Consider the following 20,608-nt stretch of genomic DNA (forward strand, 5'->3'; position numbering starts at 1 on the left):
GGATGCGAAAACTATGCGCGGCAAGGACAGGCCGCCTGGACGGGAGCGACGCGAGTACGGATTGAGGTATCCCGGGCGGGGGGATGATTAGAACCGATCTCAAAATGCATCTCGGTCGCCCATGCTCCCGAACGCCCGATCTGCGATTTTGAGATCGGTTCTGGTTATAAGGTACGGGGATTGAACGCCAGATTCGGCACCGTGGCAGGGGCGACGTTGGTGTAGCGTCTCACACCGGGAGACCGATTCACCGGTCCACGGGCCAACGTGTCGTGAAGCGCGCTCATGCTGCGAGCCCATTTCCCTGTCAAACGCGCAACGCCGCCGATGAGCAGCCGGTAGCGTGCCCCAACGGTGGTCGCCCACAGCGCCGGCCTCGTGCCTTGGCCGGAACGGTAGGGAGAACGCCGCACGGGCGTCCGCGCGTGTCACCCCACGCTGGGTTGGGGTTGTTCCTGTCCCTTTGGCTGGCTGGCTGGCTGGCGGGCGCCGCGCCGGACCGCGGCGAGCCGGGGGATGTGCCGGTTCCCGCAAGGACCCCTCCTTTCTGCAGCCACCCTACCACCTCACGGGGGCGGCGCGCGGCGGCTGCTCCTCGTGTTGTTCGAACCGGGCCAGTGCCGCGCCTGCGACGATATGCACGAGGACGTGTTCCCGCGCCCGGCCACACGGGTCCTGCTGGCGCGCTTCGACGTGGTGCTGTTGGGTATGTGGTCGAAGACGCCGGTGCAGGCCCCGGACGGACGCACCCGCGGGGCTGCGTCCTGGGCCCGGGAGCTGGGGATCGCGTATGCCCCAACCCTGGTGTCCTTCGATGTGCGCGGTCGTGAAGTCTTCCGCGCGGAGGCGTACCTGAAGGCGTTTCATCTGTAGTCCGCCGGCGACCACGTGGCCGCCGGCGCGTACCGGACCGAGCCGAATTTCCAGCGTTATATCCGCGCGCGCCGATGCCCGGCGCGCGCGGGGTGTCGCGGTGGAATTGATGAAGTGAGGTGGCGGCCGGGACGGCCCCCACCGGTGCCGGTTTGGGGTATCATGCGGCCGCGGGCCCCGCTGCCGGGGTCGAAACCCGATCGAGCGGGTACGGAGGCCGCGGATGCGGAGGCTAGAGGCCGGAATCGAGTCCCTGTTGTTCAGGAGCCGGTGGCTGTTGGCGCCCTTCTATCTGGGGCTGGCGCTGGCGGTGTTGATGCTGCTGGTGAAGTTTGTCCAGGAGCTGCTGCATTTCGTGCCCAGCGTGGTGAGCAGCAGTGAGAAGGACGTGATTCTGTCCATCCTTACGCTGGTGGACATGTCGCTGGTGGCGAACCTTCTTATGATTGTGATCTTCAGCGGCTATGAGAACTTCGTGTCGAAGATCGATACCGCCGGTCACGTGGACCGGCCCGACTGGATGGGCAAGGTTTCGTTCTCCGGCCTCAAACTCAAGCTGTTCGGCTCATTGGTGGCCATCTCCGGTATCGAGCTGTTGAAGGTGTTCATGAACAGTGCGGAGGCCGACGATCGGCAGCTGGCCTGGAAGGTCGGCATCCACCTCACGTTCGTGGTCTCGGGTGTCCTGTTCGCCCTCATGGACCGGCTTGCCGGGGACCACCCGTGATCTTCCGGGCATGACTGCCGGCCAGGGCCCGCGGCCTGCCGATGGAAACACGATGGAGTCCTTGAAACACTATCGTTCGCCGCCGGACCTGTTGGCGCAGCGCGTCATCCTGGTGACCGGTGCGGCGGAGGGGATCGGACGCGCCGCGGCCCGGGCCTACGCGGCCCACGGCGCCACGGTGGTGCTGCTGGATAAGGCGGTGGCCCGTCTCGAGACCCTCTACGACGAGATCGAGCAGGCCGGCCATCCCCAGCCTGCGATCTATCCCATGGATCTTGCCGGTGCGCAGCCGAACCACTACCGGGAATTGGCGGCGGCGCTACGCAAGCAACTGGGGCGTCTCGACGGGATGCTGCACAATGCCGCGATCCTGGGCGTGTTGAGCCCACTGGAGCACTACGATGCGGAGACTTGGTTTCGCGTGATGCAGGTCAACTTGCATGCGCCATTTCTCCTGACCCACGCATGTATGCCGCTGCTGCGCGCCGCCCCCGATGGTTCCGTGGTGTTCGTGTCAGACCGGGTGGGCCGCCAGGGCCGGGCCTATTGGGGCGCCTACGGCGCTTCCAAGTTTGGCCTGGAAGGTCTCATGCAGAGCCTCGCGGACGAGCTCGAGAACGAACGCCACCTGCGGGTCAACAGCGTGGATCCCGGGGTAGTGAATACGCGCTTGCGGAACCAAGCTTACCCCGGGGAGGATCCGGGGATCCGGGCCGCGCCAGAGTCGGTGGTGCCAGCGTTGCTGTACCTCATAGGGCCGGACAGCCGCGGGGTCACTGGGCGTGCGTTCGACGCCTAGCCCGGATGGCACTGCGTAGGTCCATAGCGTAAAAAATGGCCGCGGAACCCAACGCTACGCGGTTTCCGTGTCTGAGTTCAATACGGTTCGGGCGGGCTTCAACGCTAGCCGCCCGGGTAGCCCGGGTGCAGGGCGCAGGCCGGAATCCGGGGATTGCGCCGCGCGGGAAGGACGGTCCCCGGATTGCGCTGCGCTCCATCCAGGCTACGGGGAACGGCACGCGGGCTATGGGGCCCACGCAGAAAGTCGCGATTCTTCCGTTGCGTGGGTTGCGTGGGTTGCGTGGGTTGCGTGGCATAACCCAACCCGGATCGGGCTGGTTTCGGCGGCTGGCGTTTAAGCGCGCGCCATTTAAGGTTAGCGGCGGCGCTGACGCCGGCGTTCACGGCGCGCGATCCGCCCGGCGGCCCACAGCATGCGCAGGGGTGTCAGCTCCACCCGGCGTTCCAGCATCCGGTAGCCGTCGCGCCGCATTTCCTCCAACAGCATCAGTGACAGGCGTCCCTGGATCACCCCGGGCAACTGGCGCCAGCGATCCACTGCGGGGAGTTTTCCAACGGCGTGTTGCAGATGCTGCGCGGCGCGCTCGGTCTGGGTTTCCAGCAACGTCCGGAGGGCCGCGCTGCAGGGGTTGGCCAGCAGTTCGGACTCCTCCAATCCGGCACCGGCCAGCTCGTCCAGCGGGAGGCCCAAGCGGCCGCGGCGCAGATCCCGCCCCAGGTCGCGCAACCGATCGGTGAGTTGCAGGGCGATCCCCAGATCCCGGGCGTAGACTGGGGTGCGCGCGTCTTCGTAGCCGAGCACTTCCGCAGCCATCAGGCTCAGGGTGCCGCCGAGGCGGGCACAATGCCGGTGCAGTTGCGGGAAGTCCCGGTAGCGTGGCGTATCCAGTTCGTCGCGTGCCGCGTTGAACATTTCCTGAAAACGCTCCGGTGCCAGGGGGTGGCGCTGCAGGACCCGGCCCAGGGCGCGGCTCACCGGATGTTGGCCGCATCCGGATCGGAGTCCATGGACCTCGTGTTCCCACCACGCGAGTTTGGCGCGCGCCACCGTGGGTTCGGTGCATTCTTCCACCAGCCCCGCCACCTCCCGTCCAAAGGCGTGGACCGCGGTGAGGTCGTCGCGCACCTCGGGTGCCAGGAACCGCAGGCTGTAGTACTCGCGGGAACCCAAGGGCGCGCCCCGGCCCTGGACGTACGGATCGATGGTGGGGGTGAGGTCCGGCATCAAGGTCCGCGTCGCTAGTCCAAATGAGCCGCCGGCGTGTCAAATGCCGGCCGTGAGGAGACATGATTCGGTGTGGATCGAAGTGCGGCGCGGGCGGGCCGCATGGATTTATCGTGTGCTCCCCGGTTTACCACAGAAGCGGTCTACCGCCTTCATGAATCACCAGGACTGGGGGGCTCGTCACCACCCGTGGCCAAGGAGCGGACGGTTTTTTCCAGGGGTTCCGGTGTGTCCAGGCCCGGGCGTTCCTGAATGCCCATTTCGGTGAAGCGCCGGGCACTCGGCGTCAACTGGCGCTCGAAGGAGCCCACCGTCCGGTTGTACTGCTCGACGCTGCTGCCGAGGTGGCGTCCGAGCTTCGCCAAGTGTTCCGAGAATCGCCCCAGGCGTTCATAGAGTTGCTCACCCAGCGCGCGGATCTGTTCGGCGTTTTCCGCCAGGGTTTCCTGGCGCCAGCCATAGGCAACTGCCCGCAGCAGGGCCACCAAACTGGTGGGGGTGGCCACCACCACCCGCTGGCGCAACGCCTCTTCGATCAGCCCCGGGTCCTGGTCCAACGCGGCACTCAGAAACTGTTCCCCGGGCATGAACAGGACCACGAAGTCCGGGCTCTTTGGGAATTGGCTCCAGTAGGACTTGGCCGCGAGTTCCCGGATGCGTTCGCGCACCTTGCGGGCGTGGTGTTCCAGGAACAGCTTGCGCTGTGCGTCATCCTCGGCCTCCACCGCGCTCAGGTAGGCGTCCAAAGGGGTCTTCACATCCACCACGATCTCCCGGCCGTTGGGCAGACGCACCACCATGTCGGGGCGCAGCGCACCGTCTTCCGTGGCGCGGTGCTCCTGGGGATAGAAGTCGCAGTACTCCACCATGCCGGCCAGTTCCGCGAGCCGCTTGAGGGTCATTTCTCCCCACTGACCCCGAACCTCCGGGCGGCGCAGTGCCTTGACTAAATTGCGGGTCTCCGATTGAAGCTGCTGCTGGGTCTGGGCCATGGTTTCCAGGTAGCGGGAGAGCGATCCGTAGGCCTTCTGGCGCTCCTGTTCCATGAGCTGGATCTGGCGTTCGGTCTTCTCCAGGGTCTCGCGGATGGGCTTGACCAGGCCTTCGATATTCTTTTCTTTTTTTTCCAGTTCGGATGCGGCCTGAATCTGGAACTGCTTGAGGTTTTCGCGCGCCAGGCGCAGGAACTCCTCGTTGTTGGTGCGCAAGGCCTGACCGGACAGTGCGGCGAAAGTCTCCGCCAGCTGTTCCCGCGCCTGCTGCAGGGCGGCGAGCTTCTCCTCCCCGGCGCGATGTTCCACCTCCACGCGCGTAGCGAGCCGTGCGTTCTCCTCGCGCAGGCCCGCGGTGCGCCGCGCCTGCAGAAGCAGGCCGGCCAGCAGGCCGGCGCCGCCCGCCAGCAGGGCAACCAGCCACAACAGAGTGACACCACCGGCTCCGGTCATGGCGATTTCCGGCGCCGCGGCGTGCAATCAAACAGGTTCTGCATCATCGGCACAGCCCTCGTGGGCGATCCAATCCAGCAGGTCGGCGGGGTGTTCCACCATGCCGTCGGCGCCCCACGATTCCGGACCGTCCTCGTCTCCGAGATAGCCGAACAGCGCGACCAGGGTTTTCATTCCGGCGCGTTGACCGGCCTCGATGTCACGCTTGGCATCACCGACGTAGAGACAGCGTTGCGGTGGGTGGCCGGCGACCTTGCAGGCGTGATATAGGGGTTCGGGATGGGGCTTGCGGTTCTGGGTGGTGTCGCCGCTTACCACGCAGGCGGCGCGTTCCCATAGTCCGAGTTGTTGCAGCAGCGGGTCGGTGAGCCATGCAGGCTTGTTGGTGACCACGCCCCATTGGATCCGCGCCGATTCCAATGTCGACAGCACTTCGTCCATACCCGGGAATACCCGGGTATCGCGCACCAGGTTGTCCCGGTACAGCGCCAGAAAACGCTGACGCAGGTCTTCGAAATCCGGGTCCTGGGGCGCGCGTTGGAACGCGTAGCGGATCAGGCCAGCGCTGCCGTTGGAGACCAGCGGACGGATGCGCTCGAAGGGCAAGCAGGGGCGGTGGCGTTCCTCCAGCAGCCGGTTCAGGGCATAGGCCATGTCGGGCGCGGTATCCAGCAGCGTGCCATCGAGGTCGAAGAGAACGGTGCGTACCGGCCAGCGGGTGGGATCGGCCGAACCCAGCGCGCGGCGCTCAGCCTTCATGCGCGCCCCCCGGAAGCCGGCCGTGGACGAGATAGTTAACGTCGATACCGGCGCCCAGACGGTAGCTGCCGGCAATCGGGTTGTAGTGCAGGCCGGTCAATTCCGCCAGGCTCAGGCCGGCGCGGCGCATCCAGGTCTCCAGTTCCGAGGGGCGGATGAACTTCTGGTAGTCGTGGGTGCCCTTGGGTATCAAGCCCAGCAGATATTCGGCGCCCAGCACCGCGAACAGATACGACTTGGGGTTGCGGTTCAGCGTGGATAGGAAGATGTGGCCGCCGGGGCGCAGCAGGGTCGCGCAGGCGTGGACCACCGAGGCGGGGTCCGGGACGTGCTCCAGCATCTCCAAACAGGTCACGATGTCGAACATCCCCGGCGCCTCCTGGGCGAACTGCTCCACGGTGGTTTGCCGGTAGCTCACCTGCTGACCTGATTCCAGCAGGTGCAGGCGCGCCACCGACAACAGCGCCTCGCTCATGTCGATGCCGGTGACCTGCGCGCCCTGGCCGGCCATCGCCTCGGTGAGCAGCCCGCCGCCGCAGCCCACATCCAGCACCCGTTGGTTTGCCAGCGGCGCGCGTCGCCGGATGAAGTCCAGGCGCAAGGGGTTGATATGGTGCAGGGTGCGGAATGTTCCGTCGGGGTCCCACCAGCGCGACGCCAGGGCATCGAAGTGGGCGAGTTCCTGGGGATCGATGTTCGGTTCAGGGACGCTCATGGACATGGCCTGCGGATCGGATGTGCGGGGCCGGCGCGCCGATCGCGTCGCGCGCGCGGGTCCCGCCGGAAACCCAGCCAGTATACACGCGGGGCCCGCGTTCGTGCCGCTACTGCGCGTCTGGCGCTGCTATCCGATCCCGCCAGCGGCGCGCCTTGTCGCGGATCTCGGCGGCGTCCAGGGTGGTGAGGACACGGTTCTTGAGCAGTTGGCGGCCTGCTACCCACACGTCGGTGATTTGATGGCGCGCGGCGGCATAGACCAGTTGCGATACCGGGTGGTACACCGGCTCGGTCTCCAGTTCGCCCAGGTGCACCGCGGTGATGTCGGCGGCCTTGCCCGGTTCCAGGGAACCGATCTGTTCACCCAGGCCGAGGGCCCGCGCGCCGTTCAGGGTGGCCATGCGCAGCGCCAGCGCTGCCGGTACGGCAGCGGCATTGCCGGCCACCGCCTTGGCTACCAGCGCGGCGGTGCGCATCTCGCCGAGCAGATCCAGATCGTTGTTGCTGGCCGCCCCGTCGGTTCCCAATGCCACGTTGACGCCCGCCCGGGTGAGGCGGTCCGCCGGGCAGTAGCCGCTCGCCAGTTTGAGGTTGGACTCCGGACAATGCACCACATGGGCGCCCGCCAGCGCCACAGATTCGATTTCCGTGTCGGTGAGTTGCGTCATGTGTACCGCCAGCAGCGCCGGTGACACCAGGCCCAGGCCGCGCAGCCGCTCCAGCGGGCGTACGCCGAAGCGCTCCATGCTTTGCCGGATCTCGTCATCGGTCTCATGCACGTGCATGTGCACCGGGACCTCCAACTCGTCGGCCAGCACGCGGATTCGGGCGAGAGCGGGATCCGACACGCTGTAGGGCGCATGGGGCGCGAAGGCGGTGCGGATCAGAGGGTCGTTGCGAAACTCATCGTGGAGCGCCAGGCCCTTCTCCAGGTATTGCTCCCATCCCGATGCCCAGGCGCTGGGAAAGTCGATGACGATCATTCCGACACAGGCGCGCATACCGCAGGCCGACGCTTGGCGGGCGGTCACCTCCGGAAAGAAATACATGTCGTTGAAACACGTAGTACCGCCGCGCAGCATCTCGGCGAACGCCAGCCGCGCGCCGTCGTGGGTGAACTCGGCGCCGACCCAGCGCGACTCCGCGGGCCAGATGTGTTCCGTGAGCCAGGTCATCAGAGGCATGTCGTCAGCCAGCCCCCGCAGCAGGGACATGGCCGCATGGGTGTGGGCGTTGACCAGGCCCGGGATCAGGGCGTGGTCGGCAAGCTCGTGAACCTGAGCGGCGCGGTAGCGCGCCCGCGCGGCGGCCTGCGGCAGCAGGTTGAGGATCCGTCCCTGGTGTACCGCCAGCGCATAGTGGTCGTGGACCACCCCGGCGGGTTCCACCGGGATCACCCAGCGTGCCTGGATCAGCGTGTCGATTTCTTCCATGGCCGGAATCCGCCTCCCGGTGTGACCGGCGCGTAGTATACCAATATGAACCCAAGGATACCGGCGACGGCCCCCGCCGTTTCGTTATGGGCCGATGCGGTCGATGGCACCAGCCCGCATGACACTTCACTTCGTGCTGGTATCGTAGAAAAATGGCGACGGCGCGCGCGGATCAAGGCGCGGCTTTTCCGTGGCGGGACGCAACGCGGTTCGGGCCGGCGTTAACGCCTGGTGCTCGGGTAGCCTGGATGGAGCGCAGCGCAACCCGGGGACCGCGCCTACCGGCGCGTCGCAATCCCCAGATTCCGGCCTGCGCTCCATCCGGGCGACGGGGAACGCCATAGGGTGCCGGCGGGTCCGCCGATGGATGGGGCTTTCGTGTATCATGCCCGTGGATCCGGGCTCGGCCGCCGGCGCGGCGGGCCGCAAGGGGCGTCAGAGATGAACGACCGTTTCGACACCGTGCGCGCGGTGGAATGGCACGATGGCCGGCTGCGGCTGCTGGACCAGCGGGTGCTGCCGGGGCGTACCGAGCACCTGGAACTGACCGACGCCGCGGGCGTTGCCTGGGCGATTCACGAAATGGTGGTGCGCGGGGCGCCGGCTATTGGCATCACCGCGGCCTACGGCGTGGTACTGGCGGCCGCCGCGCGTTGGGCGCAGGCCGGGCCGGACTGGACCGAGGCGTTGCGCGAAGACCTCGCAGCCCTGGCGGCGGCGCGTCCCACCGCTGTGAATCTGGCCTGGGCCCTGGAACGTATGGGGCGGCGCATCGCGGCCCTGGCGCCCGGCGATCCGACCCCAGACTTGCTGACCGAGGCACGGGCGATCCATCAGGAGGATATCGCCGCCAACCGCCGCATGGGCGAACTCGGCGCCGCGCAGATTCAGGGTCCGTGCGGTGTGTTGACCCATTGCAATACCGGTTCGCTGGCCACGGGCGGATACGGGACCGCGCTGGGGGTGATCCGCAGTGCCTACCGGGCCGGCAAACTGCAGCAGGTCTATGCTGACGAGACGCGCCCGTGGCTGCAAGGCGCGCGGTTGACCGCATGGGAACTGCTCGCGGACCGCATCCCGGTGACCATACTCGTGGACGGCGCCGCCGCCCACCTGATGCGTTCCGGTAAGGTGCAGTGGCTCATCGTGGGCGCCGACCGGGTGGCGGCCAACGGGGACGTGGCGAACAAGATCGGCACCTATTCCGCCGCGATCGCCGCCCGCTACCATGGGGTACGGTTCATGGTGGTGGCCCCAAGTTCCACGCTGGACCTGGAAACCCCGGACGGCGCCGCGATTCCCATCGAACAACGCGCGCCCCGGGAGGTGCTGAATCTGGCCGGGCAGCCGGTGGCCCCGGAGGGCGTGGACGCATGGAATCCGGCGTTCGACGTCACGCCCGCCGAACTGGTGGACGTGCTGGTGACGGAGAAGGGTGTAGTGCACCGTCCGGACCGGGGCCAGATCGAGGCGCTGCTCAAGACATACCCGGCGAACGTCTGATCGGCGGGTAGCCGTGCGGATGCCACCCGGCGTGACCCTATGGTATTATGGCCTCTTCAAGAATGGCGTAAGGTACTGGAACGCCATCCGGGCGGTTTAAACCCGGATTTTACTCAATCACGTAACCCGAGCAACGGCATCGTTCCCACCGAATGGCACAGTTCGCCAAAGAAATCCTCCCGGTCAATCTCGAAGATGAGATGAAGCAGTCCTACCTCGATTACGCCATGAGCGTGATCGTGGGCCGGGCGCTTCCGGACGTGCGTGACGGGCTCAAACCGGTACATCGCCGGGTCCTGTTCGCGATGAGCGAGCTGGGCAACGACTGGAACAAGGCCTACAAGAAATCGGCGCGCGTCGTCGGTGACGTCATCGGCAAATACCATCCGCACGGTGAATCAGCAGTCTACGATGCCATAGTGCGGATGGCTCAGCATTTCTCCATGCGCTACATGCTGGTGGACGGCCAGGGCAACTTCGGTTCCGTGGACGGCGACGCGCCGGCCGCCATGCGCTATACCGAAGTGCGCATGGCGCGGATCGCCCACGAACTCATCGCCGATCTCGACAAGGAGACGGTCAACTTTTCGTTGAACTACGACGAGTCCGAGCGCGAGCCGGCGGTATTCCCGACCCGGGTTCCCAATCTCCTGGTCAACGGATCGGCGGGTATCGCGGTGGGCATGGCCACCAACGTCCCGCCGCATAATCTGACCGAGGTCATCAACGCCTGCCTGGCGCTGCTCGACGACCCCGAGTGCACCATCGGTCAGTTGATGGAGCATCTCCCGGGCCCGGATTTTCCCACCGCCGGCATCATCAACGGCGCCGCCGGCATCCGCGAGGCGTACCGTACCGGGCGCGGGCGGATCTATGTGCGCGCCCGCAGCCACGTGGAGGACGACAGCCGCGGGCGTCAGGCCATCATCGTCACCGAGTTGCCCTACCAGGTCAACAAGGCGCGCCTGCTGGAGAAGATCGCGGAACTGGTCAAGGAGCGGCGCGTCGAGGGGATCACCGAGCTGCGCGACGAGTCCGACAAGGACGGTATGCGCATGGTGATCGAACTGCGCCGTGGCGAGGTGCCTGAGGTTGTCATCAATAACCTCTATCAACATACCCAGCTGCAGAGCGTCTTTGGGATAAACATGGTGGCGCTGGTGGATGGCCAGCCCCAGTTGCTGGATCTCAAGCGCATCCTGGAGGCGTTCATCCGCCATCGCCGCGAGGTAGTGACGCGGCGCACCCTGTTCGACCTGCGCAAGGCGCGGGAACGCGCCCATATTCTGGAAGGCCTTGCGGTTGCCCTGGCCAATATCGACGAGGTGATCGCCCTGATCAAGGCGTCACCGGGGCGCGCTGAGGCGCGCGAAGCGCTGATGGCGCGCGCTTGGAAGGCCGGGGTGGTAACCGAGATGCTGGAACGGGCCGGCGCGGCGGCGTCGCGGCCCGATGGCTTGGCGCCGGAGTTGGGGCTGGTGGACGGACAGTACCGTCTTTCGAGCAACCAGGCCCAGGCGATCCTGGACCTGCGCTTGCATCAGCTTACCGGGCTGGAACAGGACAAGATCGTATCCGAGTACAAGACCTTGTTGGATCAGATCGACGATTTTCTCCAGATCCTGTCGGATCCGGAGCGGCTCGCCCAGGTGGTACGCGAGGAGCTCACCGATGTGCGCGACCGCTATGGGGACGCACGCCGCACCGAGATCGTGTCCACCCACGAAGACCTTACCATGGAAGACCTCATTGGCGAGGAGGACGTGGTGGTGACCCTCTCCCACGCCGGCTATGCCAAGACCCAGCCGGTGGATGCCTACCAGGCGCAGCGCCGCGGCGGTAAGGGCAAGGCCGCCGCGAACATGAAGGAAGAGGACTTCATCGACAAGCTGTTTATCGCCAACACCCACGACACCCTGCTGTGTTTCTCCAGCCGCGGCCGCGTCTATTGGCTCAAGGTGTACCAGCTCCCCCATTCCGGGCGCACGGCGCGCGGCAAGCCGATCGTGAATCTCCTGCCACTGGAAGAAGGGGAGCGGATCAACGCCCTGTTGCCGGTGCGGGAATACGAGGAAGGCCGTTTCGTGTTCATGGCGACGCGCGGCGGGACGGTCAAGAAGACGCCTTTGACGGACTTCTCCCGCCCTCGCGCGAGCGGGATCATTGCCATTGAGTTGCGCGGCGACGATCAGTTGGTGGGGGTGGCGATCACCGACGGGGCGCAGGAAGCCATGTTGATCAGCAGCGCCGGAAAGGCGATCCGCTTCCCCGAAGGAGAGGTCCGCGCCATGGGACGCACCGCCGGTGGCGTGCGGGGTGTACGGCTCCAGGAAGGCCAGCAAGTCATTGCCCTCATGATCGCGACCGAGAGCGCAGTGCTTACGGTGACCGAGCACGGCTACGGCAAGCGTACCGCGATGAGCGAGTATTCCCCCCAGGGGCGCGGTGGCCAAGGAATCATCGCGATCCAGTGCAGCGAGCGCAACGGCCGGGTGGTGGGCGCGACCCTGGTGGATGACGAAGACGAGATCATGCTGATCAGCGAGGCCGGTACCTTGGTGCGTACCCGGGTCGCGGAGATTCCGGTGCTGGGGCGCAACACGCAGGGCGTGCGTCTGATCCGTCTCGGCGCAGACGAGAAGCTGGTAGGCGTGGAGCGTATCCTGGAGGAGTAAGTAGGGGCCGGCGCGCGCGTGGCGCGCAAAACCTGATCCGGTCCTACCGGTCTACCGTGTGCCGCGTCGGCCGTAGTCCCCGGCATATCCATCGTTCGAGGTGATCGACCATGAGCCGCGTATACAATTTCAGTGCCGGTCCCGGGGTGCTTCCTGAGGAGGTGCTGCAACAAGCGCGTGAGGAGCTGCCCGAGTGGCAGGGTAGCGGGATGTCGGTGATGGAGATGAGTCACCGCGGCAAGGACTTCGTTTCCATCGCGGAGCGCGCCGAGGCCGACCTGCGGGAGATTCTCGCCGTGCCGCCGGCGTACAAGGTGCTCTTTCTGCAGGGTGGCGCCACCGGCCAGTTCGCGGCAGTGCCGTTGAACCTGCTGCGTGGGCGTGATCGCGCGGACTACGTCAACACCGGCGCGTGGTCGAAGAAGGCCATCGCCGAGGCCAAACGCTACTGCACCGTGAACGTGGCGGCCAGCAGCGAGGCACAGGGATACTCCGGCATTCCGATCCGGGAGAGTTGGCGCCTCGATGCCGGCGCCGCCTATGTGCATTACACACCGAACGAGACGATTGGCGGCGTGGAGTTCCACTCTGTGCCGCAGACCGGTGATGTGCCGTTGGTGGCGGATATGTCCTCGACCATTCTGTCCCGGCCCATCGACGTCGCACGCTTCGGTCTGATCTACGCGGGTGCCCAGAAAAACATCGGTCCGGCTGGGCTTACCGTCGTGATCGTGCGCGAGGACCTGATCGGTCAGGCGCATCCCGCCACGCCCACGGCCATGGACTACAAGGTGCAGGCCGATGCCGACTCCATGTACAACACGCCGCCCACCTATGCCTGGTATGTCGCCGGGCTGGTTTTCCAGTGGATCAAGCGCCAAGGCGGTCTCGAGGCCATGGCGGTCCGCAACCGGCGCAAGGCGGAGAAGCTGTACGCGGCGGTGGATGCCTCGGATTTCTACCACAGCCCGGTGGAGCCTGCATCGCGCTCGTGGATGAACATCCCCTTCACCTTGACCGACGCGGCGCTGGATGCCGACTTTCTCGCCGCGGCCAAGGCGGCGGGCCTGGTGGCCCTGAAGGGCCACCGTTCCGTGGGCGGCATGCGCGCGAGCCTGTACAACGCGCTGCCCGAAGCCGGAGTGGACGCGCTGGTGGACTTCATGGCGGAGTTCGAACGGCGCCGGGGATGACGGCGCGGCGGTAGCGCGGGCTTGGCGCGCACAGCGCCCGGGCTGTGGAACCGGAACCCGCGCCCACGCGGCGTACACTGCACACAGGATAACCGATCCATGTTCAAGATACTCACCCTGAACAACATATCCAGCGTCGGGCTCGAACGCCTGCCCCGCGAGCGCTACGAGGTGGCCTCTGAGATCCAGCGCCCGGATGGGATCCTGTTGCGCTCGGCGAACATGCACGCCATGGAGGTCCCCGCGAGCTTAAAGGCGGTGGGCCGCGCGGGTGCAGGAGTCAACAACATCCCGGTGGACTCGCTCACGCAACGCGGCGTCGCGGTGTTCAATGCGCCCGGTGCCAACGCCAACGCGGTGAAGGAACTGGTGGTGGCGGGCATGTTGCTGGCGGCGCGCAACATCTGCCAGTCGTGGGACTTCGCGCGCAAGCTGCGCGGCGACGGCGCCGCGGTCCACAAGCAGGTGGAGGCGGGCAAGAAGCAGTTCGTGGGCTTCGAGCTGCCGGGCCGTACCCTGGGGGTGATCGGCCTGGGTTCCATCGGCGTGCAGGTGGCCAACGCGGCGGTCGCGCTGGGAATGAAGGTGATCGGCTATGACCGGGACATCACGGTGCAGCGTGCCTGGCAGCTCTCCTCGAACGTGCAGCAGGCGACCAGCGTGGACGATCTGCTGTCGCGCGCCGATTTCGTGACCTTCCATACGCCGCTTACCGACGCGACCCGCAACATGATCAACCAGGAGCGGCTCAAGGTCCTGAAGAAAGGCGTAGTACTGCTCAATTTCGCCCGCGACGGGATCGTGGAGTACGCGGCGCTGCGGGAGGGGATCGAGAGCGGCAGGATCCATGCCTACGTGTGCGACTTCCCGCACCCGGATCTGATGGCCCATGAGCGGGTGATCGCCCTGCCCCACATCGGGGCCTCCACCCGGGAGGCGGAGGAGAACTGCGCGGTCATGGTGGCCGATCAGGTCCGCGACTATCTGGAGCATGGCATCATCCACAACTCGGTCAACTTCCCGGAAGTGATCATGCCGCGCACCGAAGGCTACCGGCTCGCCGTGGTCAACGCCAACGTCCCGAACATGGTGGGCCAGATCTCCACCGCGCTGGCGAAGGCGCAGCTGAACATCCTGGACATGCTGAACAAATCCCGGGGCGAGGTCGCGTATAATCTGGTGGACGTTAACGCGCCGGTGCCCGAATCGACGGTTCAGGAGATCCGCTCCATCCAGGGGGTGCTGGCGGTACGGGTTTTGAACAACGGTGACTGACGGGGCGCGGGTCCATCGCCCGCCGCCTACGGTGCCCCATGGGGGAAGAAGACAAACTGCGGGAGTTGCGCGCGCGCATCGATGGCCTGGATGAGCAGATCCAGGACCTGATCAGCGAGCGTGCCGGCCATGCGCGCGAGATCGCCCAGTTCAAGCGCACCGCCGGCAATGCCAATGGCTGTTACCGGCCGGAGCGCGAGGCCCAGGTGCTGCGCCAGGTCCGGGCCCGCAACCGCGGCCCGTTGCCCGACGAGGACCTGTTGCGGATCTTCCGCGAGATCATCTCGTCGTGCCTCGCGGTGGAGGAGACCCTCAAGGTGGCGTTCCTGGGCCCCGAGGGGACCTTCACCCAGGCCGCGGCCCTGCGCCATTTCGGCCATGCGGTCGGCACCGCCGCTTTGGGGACCATCGAGGATGTGTTCCGCGAAGTGGAGGCGGGTGGCGCCCACTACGGCGTGGTGCCCGTGGAAAATTCCACCGAAGGTGTGGTGCACCACACGCTGGATCGATTCCTGCGCTCGCCGCTGCGGATCTGCGGAGAAGTGGAGTTGCGCATCCACCATCACCTGCTGGGCCGCGTGGATGGTATCGAGGCAGTGCGGCAGGTCTTCGCGCATCAGCAGTCGCTGGCCCAATGCCGCGGGTGGTTGGATCGCACGCTGCCGCAGGCGGAGCGGATCGCGGTGAGCAGCAACGGGGAGGCGGCGCGTCAGGTGCGCGACGCGCCGGGGGCGGCGGCCATCGCCGGTGACACCGCGGCGGAACTCTACGACCTGAAGGTGCTGGCGTCGAATATTGAAGACGAGCCGGACAACACCACGCGCTTCCTGGTGATCGGGCCTCAGGAAGTGCCGCCCAGCGGTGCCGACAAGACCTCGCTGCTGGTGTCCACCCGCAATCAGCCGGGCGCCCTTGCGCGGTTGCTGGAGCCGCTGGCACGCAACGGGATCAGCATGACCCGGATCGAGTCCCGCCCGTCGCGCCGCGGGGTATGGGAATATGTCTTCTTCGTGGACCTTGCGGGCCACATCGCGGATACGGCCGTCGCCCAGGCCCTGGTGGAACTGGAACGGGAAGCCACCCTGTTCAAGGTGCTGGGTTCCTACCCCCGCGCCAGCCTGTGAACCGCGGCAGCTCCAACGTGTCGGGACCGGCCTGATGGCGTTCCAGCGTCTGTGCGTGATCGGCGTCGGCCTGATCGGCGGCTCCCTGGCACGCGCCGCGCGCGGCGCCGGGGTCTGTGCCGAGGTGGTCGGTTGCGGGCGCAGTGTGGCAAACCTGGATCGGGCCCTGGAGTTGGGGGTGATCGACCGTTACGAGCAGGACCCGGTGCGGGCAGTAGCGGGGGCGGATCTGGTGGTGCTGGCGGTGCCCCTTGGTGGAATCGGCGCGTTGCTGGTGCAGTTGGCGCCGCGGCTGGCACCTGATGCCCTGGTGACCGACGTGGGCAGCACGAAAGGCAGCGTGGTCGCGGCGGCGCGCGCGGCACTCGGCGCCGGGTGTGCGCGCTTCGTGCCGGGACATCCCATCGCGGGCACCGAGCAGAGCGGTGTGGAGGCCTCCCGGGCCGACCTATTCCAGGACCGCTGCACGATCCTCACGCCGTTAGCCGAGACCGCACCCCACGCCCTGGCGGGGATCCGGGGCCTTTGGGAAGCCGTGGGGTCCCGGGTCGTGGAGATGGAACCCGACCATCACGATACGGTGCTGGCCGCGGTTAGCCATCTGCCCCATCTACTGGCCTACGGGCTGGTGGATTGGGTGGTCCAACGTCCCGACGGAGTCGAGCTGCTGCGCTACGCGGGGGGCGGATTCCGGGACTTTACCCGCATCGCCTCCAGCGACCCGGTAATGTGGCGTGACATCTGCGCCGCCAATCGGGATGCGATCGTGGCGGCGTTGAGCGGCTTCCACGCACATCTGGGCGGTTTGCTGGATGCGCTCCGGCGCGGAGATGGCGCTCAATTGGAGGGCCTGTTCCGCGGTGCGAAGGCGGCCCGGGATCGGTGGACCACGGGCGGGGCGGCCAGTAGCGGCGGCGGAGGCCCCGAGTCCCCATGACCGCGCCCCTTATCTTTCAGGTCCGGCCGGGCGGTCGCCTGTCCGGAACCGTCCGGGTCCCGGGGGACAAGTCGATTTCCCACCGCGCGCTGATGCTTGGCGCCATCGCCGAGGGCACCACCCGAATCGAGGGCTTCCTGGAGGGGGCAGACTGCATGGCCACCCTGCGGGCATTCCAGTCCATGGGGGTGTCCATCGAGGGCCCGGAGCACGGGCGCGTCACGGTGCACGGCGTGGGGCTGCACGGCCTGCGTACCCCCTCGGGCCCCGTGGATCTGGGTAACTCCGGCACCTCCATGCGGCTGTTGGCGGGGTTGCTGGCGGGCCAGCGGTTTGGTGTGGAACTCACTGGGGACCGCTCCCTGTCCCGGCGCCCCATGAAGCGGGTGACGGAACCCCTGGGGTCCATGGGGGCGCACATCGAAACCACCCCGGAGGGAACTGCGCCCCTGCACCTGGCGGGCGCAGCCACCCTGCACGGCATCGACTACGCGCTACCGGTGGCCAGCGCCCAGATCAAGTCCTGCATCTTGCTGGCGGGCCTGTACGCCCGCGGGCGGACCTGTGTCACCGAGCCGGCTCCGGCGCGGGACCATACGGAGCGCATGCTCGCCGGTCTCGGATACCCGATAGAGGTGCACGGACGCCGGGTGTGTCTGGAAGGGGGCGGGCGCCTGCGCGGGCAGGACCTGGAGATTCCCGCGGACCTCTCGTCGGCGGCGTTCTTTCTGGTGGGGGCCAGCATCGCGCCGGGTTCGGACCTGGTGCTGGAGGGTGTCGGCATCAATCCGACGCGCACCGGGGTGCTGGAGATCCTGCAGCGGATGGGAGCGGACATCCAGATTATTGCTACCCGGCAGTGCGGCGGAGAGCCGGTGGCGGATCTGCGGGTGCGCGCGCGGACGCTGCGCGGGATCCGCATCCCGCCGGAACTGGTGCCCCTGGCCATCGATGAATTTCCGGCCCTGTTCGTGGCTGCCGCCTGCGCCGCGGGGGAGACCGTCCTTACCGGGGCACAGGAGCTGCGGGTCAAGGAGAGCGACCGGATCCAGGTGATGGCGCAGGGATTGCTGGCGTTGGGAGTGGAGGCACAGCCGACCCCGGACGGGATCCGCATTCGCGGTGGCGCCCTGCAGGGCGGACACGTCGACAGCCAGGGGGATCACCGGGTGGCAATGGCGTTCGCGATGGCCGCCCTGCGTGCGGCGGGACCGGTGGTGGTGGACGATTGCCGCAACGTGGAGACCTCCTTTCCCGGATTCGTCGAGGCCGCGGCGCGCAGCGGGCTCGGGATCGAGGCAGCGGTGGGGTGAACCGCCCGAAGGACATTCCGGTCATCACCCTGGATGGCCCCGGGGGGTCGGGCAAGGGCACCGTGGGGCGGTGCTTGGCCACCCGCCTGGGCTGGCACTTCCTCGACAGCGGCGCGCTGTACCGGTTGGTGGCCCTGGCGGCGCAGGGCGCGGGCGTGCCCCTGACGGACGCGGACCGGCTGGCGGACCTGGCCCGTGGCCTTCCGGTTGAATTCGATACCGCGGGAGAGGGGGATCCCCGGGTTCGGCTGGGGGGGGTGGACGTGAGCCGCGCCATCCGCACCGAGGCGTGTGGGGACCAGGCATCCCAGGTGGCCGTGTTGGCGGCGGTGCGGGAGGCCCTGCTGGGGCGTCAGCGGGCGTTTCGCCGCGCCCCCGGGCTGGTGGCCGATGGGCGCGACATGGGCACCGTGGTGTTCCCGGACGCACGGCGCAAAATATTCCTCACCGCGAGCCCGCAGGAGCGTGCGTTGCGGCGCTATAAGCAGTTGAAAGAGAAAGGGCTGAATGCTAACCTAGCCGCACTTTCGGAAGAGATATCGCAGCGCGATGCCCGGGATGCCGCCCGGCCCCTGGCCCCTTTGAAGCCCAGTCCGGACGCGCACCTGCTGGACACCACCGGGTTGGGAATCGAGGAAGTGGTGGCGTGCATCTGCGAGTTGCTGTAACTTTCCCCGGCTTGCGGCGGCGCTTGAGGGCGCCGTAGGTACCGGTCGCGGCGGAGGTCGGCGCGGGCCGGCGTGTGGATAACTGGCGGGACAGAACCCTAGAGATGACCTGGAATGAGTGAAAGCTTCGCGGAGTTGTTTGAACAGAGCCTGGTGAATACCCAGATGCGGCCGGGTTCCATCATCACCGGTATGGTGGTGGAAATACGCGCTGACATGGTTGTGGTCAGCGCCGGGCTGAAGTCCGAAGGGGTGATCCCCATCGATCAATTTTACGCCGAGGATGGAAGCCTCGAAGTCAAGGTTGGCGATGAGATCGAGGTTGCCCTGGACGCGGTGGAAGACGGCTTCGGCGAGACTCGGTTGTCCCGGGAGAAGGCCAAACGGGCACGGACCTGGGTCCATCTGGAGCGCGCCCACGAACAGAGCGAGACGGTCACCGGGCAGATCAGCGGCAAGGTCAAGGGCGGTTTCACCGTGGATCTCGACACGGTGCGCGCCTTCCTGCCGGGCTCTCTGGTCGACATCCGGCCGGTCCGCGATACCGCGTACCTGGAAGGCAAGGAGCTGGAATTCAAGGTCATCAAGATCGACCGCAAGCGCAACAACGTTGTGGTGTCGCGCCGCGCGGTGCTGGAATCCGAATACTCGGCTGAGCGCGAGGCCCTGCTGGATAAACTTCAGGAAGGCGTCGTGATCAAGGGCGTAGTCAAAAACCTCACCGACTACGGCGCGTTCGTGGACCTGGGCGGCATCGACGGGTTGCTGCATATCACCGATATGGCGTGGAAGCGCGTGAAGCATCCGTCGGAGGTTTGCAACATCGGGGACGAGATCGAGGTCAAGGTCCTGAAGTTTGACCGGGAACGCAACCGGGTTTCCCTTGGCCTGAAGCAGCTTGGCGAGGACCCGTGGGTCGATCTGGCGCGCCGATACCCGGTCAGCACCCGCATGTTCGGCAAGGTGACCAACATCACTGATTACGGCTGCTTCGTGGAGATCGAAGAGGGCGTCGAGGGTTTGGTGCACGTGTCCGAGATGGACTGGACCAACAAGAACGTCAGTCCCGCGAAGGTCGTGCAGATGGGTGAAGAGGTGGAGGTCCTGGTCCTGGACATCGACGAGGAACGCCGCCGTATATCTCTCGGCATCAAGCAGTGCCAGTCGAACCCGTGGGAGGCGTTCTCTGCCACCCACAACAAGAATGACCGGGTCGTGGGCAGTATCAAGTCGATCACCGATTTCGGCATCTTCGTAGGGCTGGACGGGGAGATCGACGGCCTCGTGCATATGTCGGATATCTCATGGAGCATACCCGGCGAAGAGGCCATTCATCAGTACAAAAAGGGTGATGAGATTGAGACCGTGGTCCTTAGCGTCGACCCGGAGCGGGAACGGATCTCGCTCGGGATCAAGCAGCTGGACAAGGACCCAATGTCGAATTTCCTCGCCACCCACGAGAAGGGCTGTGTGGTCAAGGGTGTGGTTCGTGAGGTCGACGCCAAGGCGGCGGTGGTGGAGTTGGGCGATGGCGTCGAGGGTTATTTGCGCGCGTCCGAACTGGCCCGTGACCGGGTGGAGGACGCCCGCACCGTACTGACGGTCGGTGACGAGGTGGAGGCCAAGTTTATCGGCGTGGACCGCAAGAACCGCACGATCAACCTGTCGATCAAGGCGAAGGATCACGAGGATGAGGCGGAGACGGTGCAGGAGTACAACCGCTCTTCCAACTCCGGGACCACGAGCCTGGGCGATCTCCTGAAGGAACAGTTGGAGAAGAACGACTGATTGCGGCGGTCCCGCTCCCGCGTCCCGTGGTTGGGCGGGGGTCGAACTAGCAGCCGGCCCGAGTCATTTGCGCGTAGCGCGGCGCGGTTGGAAGGCGAGGACCGATTTGACATTGCCGCAGGAGTGCAATGATTATTAGCGCGGGCTCCACC

General features: G+C 66.5%; 17 protein-coding genes. 12 read left to right on the forward strand and 5 right to left on the reverse strand.

Features of this window, described 5'->3' with window-relative positions; all coding sequences use genetic code 11:
- Positions 1-597: 597 nt before the first annotated feature.
- From B7Z66_08450 to B7Z66_08460, 3 genes are all read left to right on the forward strand, one after another.
- Positions 598-873, forward strand: coding sequence for a hypothetical protein (locus tag B7Z66_08450; protein ID OYV76532.1), 276 nt, complete (start codon positions 598-600; stop codon positions 871-873).
- Between the two features lie 223 nt (positions 874-1,096).
- Positions 1,097-1,600, forward strand: a complete 504-nt coding sequence (locus B7Z66_08455) for a hypothetical protein (GenBank protein ID OYV76533.1) — start codon at positions 1,097-1,099, stop codon at positions 1,598-1,600.
- Between the two features lie 52 nt (positions 1,601-1,652).
- Positions 1,653-2,399: a YciK family oxidoreductase gene (locus tag B7Z66_08460; protein ID OYV76534.1), complete on the forward strand. Its 747-nt coding sequence runs from the start codon at positions 1,653-1,655 to the stop codon at positions 2,397-2,399.
- 357 nt (positions 2,400-2,756) lie between these two features.
- On the opposite strand, the gene B7Z66_08465 is transcribed toward B7Z66_08460, so the two are convergent.
- The 5 genes from B7Z66_08465 to B7Z66_08485 form a co-directional block, all read right to left on the reverse strand.
- Positions 2,757-3,626 (reverse strand): hypothetical protein, encoded by an 870-nt coding sequence (locus B7Z66_08465; GenBank protein ID OYV76535.1) that lies wholly within the window; start codon positions 3,624-3,626, stop codon positions 2,757-2,759.
- Between the two features lie 152 nt (positions 3,627-3,778).
- Positions 3,779-5,071 carry a recombinase RmuC gene (locus B7Z66_08470; protein ID OYV76536.1) on the reverse strand — a complete coding sequence of 431 codons (1,293 nt, stop codon included), beginning with the start codon at positions 5,069-5,071 and terminating at the stop codon, positions 3,779-3,781.
- A 27-nt stretch (positions 5,072-5,098) separates the two neighbouring features.
- Entirely contained in the window at positions 5,099-5,830 is a 732-nt protein-coding gene (locus tag B7Z66_08475) for a phosphoglycolate phosphatase (GenBank protein ID OYV76537.1), read from the reverse strand.
- Positions 5,820-6,545: a bifunctional 3-demethylubiquinol 3-O-methyltransferase/2-polyprenyl-6-hydroxyphenol methylase gene (locus tag B7Z66_08480; GenBank protein OYV76538.1), complete on the reverse strand. Its 726-nt coding sequence runs from the start codon at positions 6,543-6,545 to the stop codon at positions 5,820-5,822. The genes B7Z66_08475 and B7Z66_08480 overlap by 11 nt, the downstream gene beginning before the upstream one ends.
- 109 nt (positions 6,546-6,654) lie before the next feature.
- A complete protein-coding gene (locus B7Z66_08485) occupies positions 6,655-7,980 on the reverse strand; it encodes an N-ethylammeline chlorohydrolase (GenBank protein ID OYV76539.1) in 1,326 nt (441 codons plus the stop codon).
- 441 nt (positions 7,981-8,421) lie between these two features.
- Here B7Z66_08485 and B7Z66_08490 point away from each other — a divergent pair, with 441 nt between their 5' ends.
- The 9 genes from B7Z66_08490 (at position 8,422) to B7Z66_08530 (ending at position 20,456) form a co-directional block, all read left to right on the forward strand.
- Positions 8,422-9,483, forward strand: a complete 1,062-nt coding sequence (locus B7Z66_08490; GenBank protein OYV76568.1) for an S-methyl-5-thioribose-1-phosphate isomerase — start codon at positions 8,422-8,424, stop codon at positions 9,481-9,483.
- Positions 9,484-9,635: 152 nt separating this feature from the next.
- Positions 9,636-12,158 carry a DNA gyrase subunit A gene (locus B7Z66_08495; GenBank protein ID OYV76540.1) on the forward strand — a complete coding sequence of 841 codons (2,523 nt, stop codon included), beginning with the start codon at positions 9,636-9,638 and terminating at the stop codon, positions 12,156-12,158.
- Between the two features lie 110 nt (positions 12,159-12,268).
- Complete coding sequence (locus B7Z66_08500; protein ID OYV76541.1) at positions 12,269-13,351, forward strand: phosphoserine transaminase; 1,083 nt, start codon at positions 12,269-12,271, stop codon at positions 13,349-13,351.
- A gap of 99 nt (positions 13,352-13,450) precedes the next feature.
- Positions 13,451-14,626, forward strand: a complete 1,176-nt coding sequence (locus B7Z66_08505; GenBank protein OYV76542.1) for a 3-phosphoglycerate dehydrogenase — start codon at positions 13,451-13,453, stop codon at positions 14,624-14,626.
- 38 nt (positions 14,627-14,664) lie between these two features.
- On the forward strand, positions 14,665-15,750 hold the full coding sequence (locus B7Z66_08510) for a chorismate mutase (protein OYV76543.1): 1,086 nt from the start codon (positions 14,665-14,667) through the stop codon (positions 15,748-15,750).
- 34 nt (positions 15,751-15,784) lie between these two features.
- On the forward strand, positions 15,785-16,687 hold the full coding sequence (locus B7Z66_08515) for a prephenate dehydrogenase (protein ID OYV76544.1): 903 nt from the start codon (positions 15,785-15,787) through the stop codon (positions 16,685-16,687).
- A complete protein-coding gene (locus B7Z66_08520) occupies positions 16,684-18,000 on the forward strand; it encodes a 3-phosphoshikimate 1-carboxyvinyltransferase (GenBank protein OYV76545.1) in 1,317 nt (438 codons plus the stop codon). The genes B7Z66_08515 and B7Z66_08520 overlap by 4 nt, the downstream gene beginning before the upstream one ends.
- Positions 17,997-18,668 (forward strand): cytidylate kinase, encoded by a 672-nt coding sequence (locus tag B7Z66_08525; GenBank protein OYV76546.1) that lies wholly within the window; start codon positions 17,997-17,999, stop codon positions 18,666-18,668. The genes B7Z66_08520 and B7Z66_08525 overlap by 4 nt, the downstream gene beginning before the upstream one ends.
- Positions 18,669-18,782: 114 nt before the next feature.
- Positions 18,783-20,456, forward strand: a complete 1,674-nt coding sequence (locus B7Z66_08530; protein OYV76547.1) for a 30S ribosomal protein S1 — start codon at positions 18,783-18,785, stop codon at positions 20,454-20,456.
- Positions 20,457-20,608 lie beyond the last annotated feature (152 nt).

Source organism: Chromatiales bacterium 21-64-14 (assembly GCA_002255365.1).
GTDB lineage: Bacteria > Pseudomonadota > Gammaproteobacteria > 21-64-14 > 21-64-14 > 21-64-14.